This window comes from Aliikangiella litoralis, from assembly GCF_052495765.1.
Genome location: NZ_CP199292.1, coordinates 570,206 through 583,338, shown reverse-complemented (window position 1 = coordinate 583,338; position 13,133 = coordinate 570,206). Strand labels below are relative to the sequence as shown.

Sequence of the window (13,133 nt, the reverse complement as noted above, 5' to 3'; positions counted from 1 at the left end):
CATAAAATTTGGATTCATTCATTGTTACTTGATACTTATTCCTCCTTGAAAAATATATTGTAAGGGGAATAGGTATCAATATCATATAAACTAAAACCCAAAACAAATAACTCACTCGATATATTTTACCATTAAGCCAATTTGGAACGTTCCAAACCAACTTAATATCGGTTATCATATTAACTATGGCTCATTAGCGGATAATTGTAATTACACTATGAAGAAACCTATTTTCGATTCTCCAACATTTTTAAGAGAACATATTAAAAGTACTATGGCATTTTATGATCCTATTTGTCTGGATAAAAAAGGTGGCTTTTATCATTACTTTAACGATCAAGGAGAAGTTTATAATAAAAGCTCTCGCCATTTGGTTTCCAGCGCTCGTTTTGTTTTTAACTATGCTATGGCAGCGGTTGAGTACAAGAATGAAGACTACTTAAAACGCGCACAACATGGGTTAGATTATCTCAATTATTTTCACTTTAACCTGACTTCTGGTAGCTATTTGTGGGAGCGAGATAGTGAACGGGTACTTGATGATACTAACCATGCCTATGGTTTAGCTTTTGTATTACTAGCCAACGCAGTATCGCTCAAAGCAGGTATCGATACTAATAAAACAATTGAAGCTACCTGGCAACACCTAGAAGAAAATTTCTGGGAAAGCAAATTTGGACTGTATAAAGACGAGTTAAATATTAACTTAACTCCTATCTCAAATTACCGTGGTCAAAATGCCAATATGCATTTATGTGAAGCGATGTTAATGACCTACGAAGCAACTCATAACCAACGCTATCTAGATAGGGCCTATACAATTGCGAAAAATATTTTACAGCTTTCTCAACAATCAAATGGATTAATCTGGGAACATTATAATCATCACTGGAAAATTGATTGGGATTATAATCGTGACAATCCCAAACACTTGTTCCGTCCTTGGGGCTTTCAACCAGGCCACCAGATTGAATGGGCAAAATTACTCTTAATTTTACATCGCCATAAACCAGAACATTGGATGATAGAGTCAGCTTGTTCCTTTTTTGATCGTACAATTAAGCTTTCTTGGGATCCCCAATACCAAGGAATTTTTTACGGCTTTGATCCCAATTATAAAACTTGTGATTCTGACAAATACTACTGGGTACAAGCAGAAGCGATTGCGGCAGCTGCAATGCTTGCGATTACAACAGGTAATAGTGATTATTGGGATTGGTATATCAGAATTTGGCAATATGTGTGGGAACATTTTGTTGATCACCAATATGGTGCATGGTATCGAATTTTAAGCAAAAATAACCAAAAATATGATAATTTAAAAAGTCCTGCGGGCAAGACCGATTACCATACAATGGGAGCATGCTATGAAGTGCTCAATACAATGCGCTTACATGATCAGGTTAATGAGCAAAATGCTAAAGCCAATAATTTTTCAGGGAATGCTTTATGAGCTTATTAAGTTTTGGAGAAATTATTATCGACTTTTTAGGTAATGATAACCAGCCACCACAATTCACCCAATTTCCTGGTGGAGCACCCGCCAACGTTGCCGTAGCTTATAGTAAATTAGGCGGTAAGGCTGCCTTTGTTGGCAAATTAAGCGAAGATAATTTTGGTCGATTTTTAGTACACTCTTTACAAAATTTTCAGGTCGACACACAGTATTGTCGTTATTCACAAGGCGCGAAAACTGCATTTGCTTTTATTTCACTCGATAGTAATAAGGAACGTCATTTTAGTTTTTACCGCGACCATACTGCTGATATTCAATTTAATAAAAATGACTTTGATATCGAAGCTTTTAAACAAAACCAGTTCTTTCATTTTTGCTCAAACACATTCGTTGATGAAAAAATATTTGATGTTAGTTTATATGGTATTAATCTCGCATTAAAAAACAACTGTATCACTAGTTTTGATCTTAACCTGCGTCCTATGTTGTGGCAAAACACGAACCATATTGCTGAACGAGTATGGCGCGCAATAGGTTTATCGAAAATTATAAAAATGTCTTTAGAAGAGTTATCTTTTATGATTCATAACTCTGATTTTGCGCAATCAGAAGATAGCATTATTGATAATTGTTTTTCATTGGGAGTCGAACTAGTTTTAATTACTGATGGAGCTAATCCTCTCAGATGGTTTACTCCAATTGCCCAAGGAAAAATTAAAGCGCCTAAGGTGCATGCTATTGATACAACCGCAGCAGGAGATGCATTTATTGCCGGCACACTTTTCGCTATGAACCAAGCTTTTCAGAAGAAAAGCAAACATCAAACAAGTCAAAATAATTTAGCTGATTTAATCAAAGAAGAAAAAGAACTCAACCACGCACTTCAATTTGGTATTAACTGTGGCGCTATTTCTGTCACTCGTCAAGGTGCTTTTCCTTCTTTTGCTGAATATTCTGAGTTAATGAGTTTTTGTTAACGTTAAACAACCTGGTCAAAAATTATTTAACAATACCTCCAAGATTTCATACTCACTTTGATTAAACAGTGAGTATGAAAAAACATAATAATAGAAACCAACACTTTTGTATTCACAGAACTGTTAACGAATATTAGCAAACATAAATATTAAAAATTTTGCTACTATCCTGTTTTTTTACTGATATTACCAACAACATCATGCGCTATTTTTGTAATTGCTTCAGCACTACCAGAATCAGGTAAAGTAGATATTGCTTGCGTATGATAAACACGTTCACGCAACCACTCTATATCCTTTTTCAAAACTTTAGCGGGTCTACCTGCAATTAAAACATTTTCTTCAGTAAATTGGCGATTTACCAACGAACCCGTTCCAACAATTGAATAACTCGCTATCGACACTCCTCGAGTAAAAATACAGTGGGAAGCAACCCAAATATGATCGCCAAAAATAATATCCTTTGCATAGTTAGTTCTTTTTCCATTCGCCTTTGAAATAATGGAATGAGAGTCGCCTGTTCTTACATCAATATCATAAGAAAACATACAATCTTCACCAATAATTAACTTTGAACCAGGCTCTGTAGCCGATAAATGCACACCTTCAAAAGTTGTATGCTGACCAATTGAAATAAAACAATCTTTATCTTCAGCCCAAATACTACCTCGTTCATTAAAACGACAGTGTTGTCCAATAAATATTCGATGATTATTTCCATAAAGATTAAACGAAACATTATTAAGGTAAGCATTCGGATGAATAACAATGATATTATTATCGCCTTGGATATTATAAGTTACGTTTGAACAAATAGCTTTATCAGCCTGAATAATATTATTTTGACCCGTAATATTTCGTTTAACAAATTTATAGTTACTTTTTTTGAAGGAAGCTTTAGAAAGGATTCGCATCGTTATCTCCTGAATGTCCGTTTCCAACTGCCAACAAGCAATGACAGTGTTATGGGAAATACTCTAGAAACATATAAGCCTAAGCCTTATATATCTTTTAGTGTACACAAAACAACAATATAACCAAAGTCTAGAGATAATATTTCAAGAAATTAACGGAGATAAATTGCAGATTTGAGATATAATATAACTAATCTGCAATGTATTTTATTTTTTTATAATTTAAATATCTTAGCAAGCTTCTAACATATCATCGTCATCATCAGGTGATCCCCACTCCTTTAAGAGTGATGTATCTATTTCATCCATTACAAATTCATTATCATTGATAGCTTGCATATTTTTTTCTGATTGAATCCAGCTACCAGCAATTGATATTAAGTTTCGTTGGTATGAAATATACTTCCACCACACTTGTGTCTCAAAAGTTTGACCAAACTCCCCCGACTTAAATGCTCTGGCAAAAACTAAATCTTCCGGTGTTGGGTCAAAAACTTCTTCATTGACTAAAGCTTGGAACAAGTGACCTTTAGACTCAAGAAGCTCACTTTCTTTATAAGTAAAAATACCAGAACGAGAAAATCCATATGGAAATTTTTTAGAATCATAAAATGATTTACTACACCAATACGCACGAGTTTTCATTCGATGTAACCTCTAAACATAGGAACTTAAATTTCCCGCAAGGTTACTCCTTCGTTTTGACGCTTTTATGACATAATCATTGAACAGTCGATTATTTTTTGTGCTAAAAATAATAAGTGTTAAATAGAATAATTATGTTAACTCCAACTAATAGGGTAATTGTCGACAGCATTTCTATATTCAATTTACTAAAGAAACATGTTTTAGTTAGAACGAGTATATAACTCATTGATTGGTAAAGAAAACCCATTATCGGTAACTATTCGAGCATGACTTCTATTTAACGCTCTAGGCTCTTTCACGCCACAGGAGTGAGCAATTACTCCAACAGCATGCATCATATTCTTTGCATAATGTGCTACACGCTCTGATTTTTCAGTAACAACCAGGCCTCTTTGTAGTTTTTTATTATGAGTTGTTACACCTGTAGGGCAAGTATTTTTATTGCACTGTAAAGATTGAATACAACCTAAAGCAAACATAAAACCTCTTGCATTATTGCAAAAATCAGCACCTACACATAATGCCCAAGCAACATCTGCAGGATTGACTAACTTACCCGATACAAAAACTTTAATTCTCGCCCTTAAATCGTGTCGAACAAGTGCATCAATTAACATAGGCAAAGTTTCTCGTATAGTAAGCCCCATATCATCCATTAATGTCATTGGCGCGGCACCAGTCCCACCATCTGAACTATCTAAAGTTATAAAATCAGGTGCTGCCTCTTTTCCTCTATTTTTTATTGTCAAGATAAGTGCTTCCAAGTTCTCAGGAGAACCTATTACAGTTTTAAAACCAACAGGCTTACCAGTCACTTCTCTGATGTGATTAATCATATCTAGCAATTCATCATCATTAGCAATTTCAGGGTGACGATTAGGGCTAATGGAATCAACGCCTGATTTAATCCCTCTAATTGCGGCAATTTCAGCAGTTACTTTTTCACCAGGTAAAATCCCCCCTTTGCCAGGCTTTGCTCCTTGCGCTAATTTTAATTCGATTAACTTAACTTGTTTATGGCCTGCAACTGACTTGAGTTTATTGTCATCTAAGTTACCGTCTTCATCTCTCACTCCATATTTTGCAGTACCAATTTGAAAAATAATGTCTGCCTCACCAGTCAAATGATGAGGAGATAAACCACCTTCACCTGTATTTAGCCAAGTACCTGCTTTTGCAGCACCTTTCGACAAAGCTTTCACCGCTGGCTCAGAAAGCGCCCCAAAACTCATTGCCGAAATACCAAAAAATGAGTTAGTTATCCAAGGATTAGGGCAATCTTCACCAACAGTTATCGACTTAGGAGAAACTGCATCTTTTTTTAAAGTAGGATAAGGGCAGTTAACAAATAATACATTACCAACTTTTTTAGTATCACGAGTTGAACCAAATGCGATTGTATTATCAATATTTTTTGATGCTCGATACACCCAACTTCTTTGTGCTCGATTAAAAGGCAGTTCTTCTCTATCCATAGCGAAAAAATATTGCCGAAAAAACTCACCTAAATGTTCAAAGTAATAACGAAAACGCCCTATTACCGGATAGTTTCTCTTTACCGCATGTTTGGTTTGAAATTTATCACTAAGATAAATGAAAACTACCGCAAAAACAGCAATACCTACAGCAACAATAAACAGTAGCGCTGCCCATTGAAAAAAATTAGTTAAAATAGCCTGTGTTTCTGTTGAAAGCATTTTAGTACTCCATAATTATTCAAAAAATAACCGTAATGCAATAAAGATAAAAACTCCTCCCACTATCCAGTCAATATAATGACCACTAGTTTGATACCAATTGAGAATAGATTGACGAGAGAAAAACCACGCTACGAGCACAAACCACAAAATAGCATAAATAATCATCCAAACACCATATAAACCTTGTATCCATACTGGCCTATCGGGGCTGACAATACTCGTAAATAAGACTAAGAAAAAAACGGTAACTTTAGGGTTAAAAACATTCGTTAAAAAGCCTTGTCGAAAAGCTTGAAAACATCCTATTCCAGTCGTTTGTTGCGAATAGTCTTGTGCCGCTTTTTTAGGGCGAGATTGAAAGAGTTGCCACGATAACCACAACAGATAAATTGCACCAATGCTTTTAACGACAGTAAAAACGAGTTCAGACTGAGATAGAATAAGTGCAAAACCGAGTAAAGTATAAAGCAGATGAATTGATATTCCGCAACCAATACCGACCGCAGTCATCATTCCAGAAACTCTACCAGAATTAAAAGTGTTCTTGATGACAACAGCAAAATCAGCTCCTGGACTGGCAACAGCCAAAATATGAGCAATACTCAGTAACAGAAACTCGTTTAGCATGTTTAAATCGACTCCATTGATATCTATTTGCTTGGAGAGGCAGGTTGATTGGCACTTGAAAAACTCATTAATCAAGTACCACTATTCAATATAACAATAGGTGATGAAAACCCTAAAAAGTGATGTGCTTATTTTTCTTATCTCGAATTTAGGTAACTTAATATTTAAAACAAACATTCTTTGGTTCTGTAAAAAAATGCATCGCTTCAAAACCACCTTCACGCCCAACCCCTGAAGATTTAACGCCACCAAATGGAGTACGCAAATCCCTCAAAGACCAACAGTTTACCCAAACAATTCCAAAGTCTAATTTACGAGAAAAATAATGACAGCGTTTTAAGTTATTACTCCAAATTGAAGTCGCCAGTCCATACTCTGTACCATTAGCTAAAGCTAATGCCTCTTCATCGTTATCAAACGGTTGCAAAGTACAAACAGGTCCAAATATTTCTTCCTGATTAGTACGACATTCGATTGTTAACCCTTCAATTACCGTTGGGGCAACAAAATAACCCTCTTTACAGCGACCATCAACATCCACTTCACCGCCACCACAAAGAATTTTGCCGCCTTCTTGCTTAGCTAATTCAATATACGATAAAACTTTCTCTTTATGCGCGCTAGAAACTAATGCACCATGCTGTGTTTCTTGCTTTAATGGATCACCTATTCTTAACTTTTTAACTTTACTCACAAATGCCGCTTTAAATTTTTCATAAATCGGGCGTTCAATATAAATTCTTGAACCACACAAACAAATTTGTCCTTGGTTTGAAAAAGCGGCTCTCGCCACCTCACTAACGGTAGCTTCAAAATCACAATCAGCAAAGACTAAAGTGGGGTTTTTTCCACCCAACTCCAACGAAATTTTCTTTAATAGCGGTGCAGCGGTAGCCGCTATTGTTTTACCTGTACTGCTTCCTCCGGTAAAACTAATCGCTTTAATTTTTTTATGTTCAACTAAAGGCCCACCTATCGATGCACCAGTGCCATGTAATATATTTATAACCCCTTTTGGGATACCTACTTTAATACAGAGTTTTGAAAACAGATAGGCTGTCATAGGCGTAATTTCTGATGGTTTAGCAATCACGCAATTGCCTGTTGCCAGTGCCGGCGCAATTTTCCAAGTAAACAAATAGAGCGGTAAGTTCCATGGAGAAATACAACCAACGATTCCAATCGGATCACGTAAAGTATAATTAATACCAACATTCCCCATACTATGTGATTCACTTGAAAACTGTGTTGTGGCATTAGCAAAAAATCGAATGTTAGCCGCACTGCGGTAACTATCAACCGCTTTCGCAAAAGAGATAGGCTTGCCATTGTCAATAGCTTCGGCCTTAGCTAGTTCATCGCTTGCTGCTTCAATAGCATCTGCCAACTTCATTAATAATGCAGAGCGTTGCTCCATAGGCATCTCAGCCCATTCATTTTGCGCAGCTTCGGCAGCGGCCACAGCAGCTTCTAAGTCTTGTTGTTCTGACTGAGGAATAAGAGAATAAACCTGTCCTGTTGCAGGTTCATAGTTATCAATATATTTTCCAGAAAAAGGTTCGACTAATTCCCCATTAATATAATTTTGAATTTTTTGCATTAGGATATACCAATTTATTAATTTGTTAAGTCAATAACAACTAACTGTTTACTCACCATCATTAAACTTAAAGTGGGCTTGCATTGAAATGTCGTAAAAATATAACTCTAAAATATTATTATTTTAGAGTTATAAGCAACTTGTTCTGCCACCATCCACAGGTATACTTACGCCAGTCACGTAGCTTGCCGCCGGAGAAGCTAAAAATCCAACAACATTGGCAAACTCTTCAGCTTCACCAAAACGACGCATCGGAATAATTGACTTTTCTTCGGCTTCCATTTCCTCAATAGTTAAGCCCTGTTTGGCCGCCTTGTTTTTAATGATAGACTCCAAACGTACCGTGTTAGTCGCACCCGGCAAAACATTATTAACCGTAATACCAAACTGCCCCAACTCATTCGACAAAGTTTTACCCCAACTAGCAACCGCACCTCTCACTGTATTAGAAACCCCTAAGCCCTGTAATGGTTGCTTAACACTAGTAGATATAACATTCACAATACGTCCATAACCAGCCTCTTTCATCCCCTCTATCACACTTTGTGTGATCTGATGATTATTAATTAAGTGCTGGTTAAATGCAGTAATAAACTCTTCGCTTTTAGCCGTATTAGCGGGACCAGGAGCCGGTCCACCTGTATTATTAATAAGAATATGATACTGAGGAACAACGGTTAGCTGCTCTTTCAATGCTCGACTAACAGCCGGGGTATCAGAAAAGTCAGCACAAATAGCAAAGTGCTCTTGAGAACCATTATTGGCTAATTGTGCTTTTACTTCATTGAGCTTTTCCAGATTACGAGCAAACAAAGTTACATTAGCTCCCATACTGGCTAATTGGATTGCAATTGCCTTACCAATCCCTTGCGAACTACCACAAACCAGTGCATTTTTATTACTTAAATTTAAATCCATGTCTTTTCTCTTTGCTTAATAATAATTGAATAATCAAATAAATAATGGAACACTTTATAGTAGCTGACGTCGACTATCAATAAAATTTAATAATCAAACTGCCCCAAATAATAGATTTATATTTATCAAGCTGGTTGATAGAGAATTATCTAAGAATAATTTTTTCATTAAAAAACTCAGAAAAAATTCCATCACGAGTCTAAATAAACTCTATCTAAATTTTAAACATAAATTTTGATTTCAGCTTTCACTATTATTTCGCACAAAGGTCATCACATCAGCCAATATTTTCTTTATAAAAGTGCGACCTGCTCCTCAGGTTGATTAAGCCCAACTCAATAAAAACTCAAATTTTTTAGAAATTTTGTCTAGTTTCCGGACATCTACATATTGAACGATTTACTAAGGCGTATTTATCTTCTCAATATTTTTGTCTAACGTAAAACTTATTTATTTTTAACTAATTATGAGATAACAAAATGAAAAAAGATGAACATACTCAAATGATAATGCAATACAAAAAAATCAAAAAAGCGCTATCAGTAATAAAGCGATCTTCAATATTCACCATAGCCTCTTTAAGCATCGCTCACACAACTGCCTTTGCAAATGTAATACCAGAACAGCTAAATAGACTCAATTCATATTCTGTTCCAAAAATACAATGGCAAACCTGCGAAGGTATTCCTGCTCCTTTTGAATGTGCAACAATTGAAGTTCCCTTAGACTACAGTCAATTAGCCTCACTCCCTTCCCCAGAAAAATTGACAACAACAACCTTGGCACTAGCACGCTACCCTGCATCCGATCCTGATAATAAAATAGGTTCCATCTTTTTAAATCCCGGAGGACCAGGCGGATCAGGTGTTGACCTTATTTTAAATGCAGGCCCTTATTTATTTGATCAGGAAACACGAGCTCATTTTGATTTGATAGGTTTCGACCCACGCGGTATTGCGGCCAGTAGCCCATTAACTTGTTTTCAAACGACAGATGAGCAACAAAAAGCATTAGGCGGCCCAGATAACCCGACAGCATTTAGAGACATTATCGCCAGAAAAAAAGCCGATAAATTCTACGCAAAAACCTGTAAAAAAAATGGCGGCCAAATACTAAATAATATGTCTACTGCCGATGTGGCAAGAGATCTCGATTTACTTCGACAAGCGGTTGGTGACGATAAAATTAATTTTGTCGGCTACTCCTATGGTTCATATTTAGGCATGACTTATGCCAATATGTTTCCAAACAATATTCGTTCTCTAATCATCGATGGCGTACTCGACCCTATCGCTTGGTCTACAGGTCGAAACTATGAAAGTTTCTACACACCAATCACAACCCGCTTAAAAAGTGATATTGGAACCATGGATACTCTCAATGAATTTTTTCGATTATGTGACAGCCAGTCAGACACTTGTACTTTTGCGGGTAATGCCTCACAAAGATATGATGCTATTTACCAACATTTAAAAATCGAGCCATTAGAAATACCAATAGATGAGAACCAAACTTTCCTATTAACAAGTGATGTATTATTAAATATAACGGCAAGCTCAATGTATAACTCGGCATCATGGTCAAACCTGGCTCAATTTTTACTCAATATTGAACTGGCACAAACCCCACAAAAAATCGCCTCCGACTTAGCCAATTTATATGATAGCTTAAACTTTACCAAAGAACTTCGCTTTACTGAAAAGCTTCCACAATCCAGCGAGGGTTTTACCAGCGTTCTATGTAGTGACTCAGAAAACCCCCGCGACTACTTTTTTTGGCCTCTAGCCGCTCAAATTTCAAATGATAAAAATGGATATTTTGGGGCGTATTGGACATGGGCATCCAGTCCTTGTAAGTTTTGGAAAAGCCCGGCAAAAAACCGATTTACAGGCCCTTTTGATCACCAAACAAACCACCCTATACTCGTGGCCAGCACCCGCTTCGATCCCGCAACCCCATATCATGGTGCCGAAATTTCAGCAGAGTTAATGCCGAACTCTCGCTTATTAACAGTTGAAGCTTGGGGCCACACAACACCTTTTCTATCTGCTTGTGCTGACAGTATTGTTTCCAATTACTTACTTACCGGAGAACTACCAGAAGCTAAAAATACAATTTGCCAGCCTAATAGTGTTCCCTTTGAAACAACCAATGTTCAATCATCACTAAGCCCGGCAAAGGGAGAAAAGAGTGCAGAAGAAAAACGTAAAATCTTATTACGCCAATTAACTCAAGCACCTATCAGATAAAACATAAACAAGTCTTCTTATGCTTTTAGGGCGTTTGAACTTTATAGCGATTTATGCGCAGGTTTTGCCTTTAAAAGAGTTTCACAAACGATATATTTTGTGGAACTCTTTTGAGCAAATGACTTAACTAAACACTTTTATTGCTTGTAATATACCTTTTTTATCCAACCCGCAACGGCTCAATAAATCTGAAGGTTCCCCATGCTCAATAAATCGATCAGGAAGTCCTAAATTAATCGTATTCACCAAAAGGTTCTGCTGACAAAGAAGCTCATTCACAGCGCTACCAGCACCACCAGCAATCGCATTTTCTTCAATCGTCACAAACTGCTGATGCGATTTAGCCAAAGTTATAATCATTTCTACATCAAGCGGCTTAACAAAACGCATATCAACAAGAGTAGCATCAATTTCCTCTGCCACCGCTGCAGCAGTATTCAACAAACTACCAAAAACCAATAAAGCCGTTTTTTTCCCTTCTCTTCGAAGTTTAGCTTTTCCAATCGCTAAAGTATCTAAAGAGTGACCAACTTCTGCGCCAACCCCCGTTCCTCTTGGGTATCTAACCGCTGCTGGTCCATCATGATAAAAACCTGTCGATAACATTAAGCGGCACTCACTCTCATCACTCGGCGTCATAATAACCATGTTAGGTATGCACCTTAAATAACTCAGATCGAACGCACCATGATGAGTCGCCCCATCGCCACCAACCAAACCACCACGATCAATAGCAAATAATACATCTAAATTTTGTAAAGCCACATCATGTACTAGCTGGTCATAACCACGCTGTAAAAATGTCCCATAAATTGCACAAACAGGCTTAGCTCCTTCACAAGCCATACCCGCTGAAAGCGTAACAGCATGCTGTTCGGCAATACCAACATCAAAGTAACGTTCGGGAAACGCTCTTGAAAATGCCACTAAATCTGAACCTTCACGCATCGCAGGAGTAATCCCCATCAAACGCTCATCAGACTTAGCCATATCACATAACCACTGACCAAAAATATTAGAGTAAGTCAGCTTCTTTTTTGATTTAGGTAGTTGTGTATCTCTAGGATTGAATACAGGTACAGCATGGTAGGCAATCGGATCTTTTTCTGCTGGCTCAAACCCTTTACCTTTGCGAGTCACCACATGTAATAACTGTGGTCCCTTTAAAGCTTTAATATTTGCAATAGTTGTCAATAAAGTGGGTAAGTTATGGCCGTCGATTGGTCCAATATAATTAAAACCAAGCTCTTCAAATAATGTACCAGGCAATACCATTCCTTTCATATGCTCTTCGACTCGATGAGCCCACTCAGAAATCGTTGGCATATTTTGCAACACTTTTTTGCCACCTTCTTTAATACTGCTATAAAATTTTCCAGATAAAACTTTAGCAAGATAATTATTTAAACCACCAACATTTTCAGAAATAGACATATCATTATCATTGAGTATAACCGTTAGATTAGCATCTAAATCTGCCGCATGATTTAACGCTTCAAAAGCCATACCTGCTGTCATTGCACCATCGCCGATTACCGCAGCAAAACGACGCTCATCACCTTTCGCTTTGGCAACAATAGCCATACCTAAAGCAGCGCTAATCGATGTGCTTGAGTGACCAACCCCAAAAGCATCAAACTCACTTTCATAACGGCTAGGAAATGGATGCAATCCATCTGTTTGGCGAATTGAAATCAAAGCTTCCTTACGACCCGTTAATACCTTATGCGGATAGGCTTGATGACCAACATCCCAAACAATTTTATCTTCCGGAGTATTAAACAAATAATGCAAAGCAACTGTTAACTCAACCGTTCCCAACCCTGCTGCAAAATGTCCACCACATTGACTAGTCGAATCAATCAAAAACTCACGCAACTCAGAAACAACATCTTCTAAAGAGGACTGAGGAAGCGCACGTAAATCTTCAGGCGACTGGATATTAGCTAGAAACGGATATTTTTCTGGATTACATAACATATCTAATATTTCTTTTCTCTCAGGAACAACGAGTTCCATTATTGACTCATGATGTTAATTTCTA

At 37.0% G+C, this 13,133-nt stretch carries 10 protein-coding genes; 3 read left to right on the top strand and 7 right to left on the bottom strand.

The genetic code is table 11. The annotated features are described in order from the left end of the window. Positions 1-217 precede the first annotated feature (217 nt). Together ACT5E3_RS02580 and ACT5E3_RS02575 are read left to right on the top strand one after the other, a co-directional pair. Complete coding sequence (locus ACT5E3_RS02580) at positions 218-1,453, top strand: AGE family epimerase/isomerase (RefSeq protein ID WP_444996757.1); 1,236 nt, start codon at positions 218-220, stop codon at positions 1,451-1,453. After that, positions 1,450-2,433, top strand: a complete 984-nt coding sequence (locus ACT5E3_RS02575; protein ID WP_444996756.1) for a carbohydrate kinase family protein — start codon at positions 1,450-1,452, stop codon at positions 2,431-2,433. The genes ACT5E3_RS02580 and ACT5E3_RS02575 overlap by 4 nt, the downstream gene beginning before the upstream one ends. Before the next feature lie 164 nt (positions 2,434-2,597). Here ACT5E3_RS02575 and ACT5E3_RS02570 read toward each other — a convergent pair whose 3' ends face one another. The 6 genes from ACT5E3_RS02570 to ACT5E3_RS02545 all read right to left on the bottom strand — a co-directional run bounded on the left by ACT5E3_RS02570 (position 2,598) and on the right by ACT5E3_RS02545 (position 8,840). After that, positions 2,598-3,347, bottom strand: a complete 750-nt coding sequence (locus tag ACT5E3_RS02570) for an acyltransferase (protein ID WP_444996755.1) — start codon at positions 3,345-3,347, stop codon at positions 2,598-2,600. A 231-nt stretch (positions 3,348-3,578) separates the two neighbouring features. Continuing rightward, positions 3,579-3,992 (bottom strand): DUF413 domain-containing protein, encoded by a 414-nt coding sequence (gene maoP, locus ACT5E3_RS02565; RefSeq protein ID WP_444996754.1) that lies wholly within the window; start codon positions 3,990-3,992, stop codon positions 3,579-3,581. Positions 3,993-4,195: 203 nt separating this feature from the next. Beyond that, positions 4,196-5,692, bottom strand: coding sequence for an FMN-binding glutamate synthase family protein (locus tag ACT5E3_RS02560; RefSeq protein ID WP_444996753.1), 1,497 nt, complete (start codon positions 5,690-5,692; stop codon positions 4,196-4,198). 15 nt (positions 5,693-5,707) lie between these two features. Continuing rightward, positions 5,708-6,322: a LysE family translocator gene (locus tag ACT5E3_RS02555; RefSeq protein WP_444996752.1), complete on the bottom strand. Its 615-nt coding sequence runs from the start codon at positions 6,320-6,322 to the stop codon at positions 5,708-5,710. A gap of 157 nt (positions 6,323-6,479) precedes the next feature. Then, entirely contained in the window at positions 6,480-7,922 is a 1,443-nt protein-coding gene (locus ACT5E3_RS02550; protein WP_444996751.1) for an aldehyde dehydrogenase, read from the bottom strand. Positions 7,923-8,051: 129 nt separating this feature from the next. Beyond that, positions 8,052-8,840, bottom strand: a complete 789-nt coding sequence (locus ACT5E3_RS02545) for an SDR family oxidoreductase (RefSeq protein ID WP_444996750.1) — start codon at positions 8,838-8,840, stop codon at positions 8,052-8,054. A 479-nt stretch (positions 8,841-9,319) separates the two neighbouring features. On the opposite strand from ACT5E3_RS02545, the gene ACT5E3_RS02540 reads away from it, so the two are divergent. Then, on the top strand, positions 9,320-11,089 hold the full coding sequence (locus ACT5E3_RS02540) for an alpha/beta hydrolase (protein WP_444996749.1): 1,770 nt from the start codon (positions 9,320-9,322) through the stop codon (positions 11,087-11,089). Positions 11,090-11,212: 123 nt separating this feature from the next. Here ACT5E3_RS02540 and dxs read toward each other — a convergent pair whose 3' ends face one another. After that, positions 11,213-13,069 carry a 1-deoxy-D-xylulose-5-phosphate synthase gene (gene dxs / locus ACT5E3_RS02535; RefSeq protein WP_444998632.1) on the bottom strand — a complete coding sequence of 619 codons (1,857 nt, stop codon included), beginning with the start codon at positions 13,067-13,069 and terminating at the stop codon, positions 11,213-11,215. Positions 13,070-13,133 lie beyond the last annotated feature (64 nt).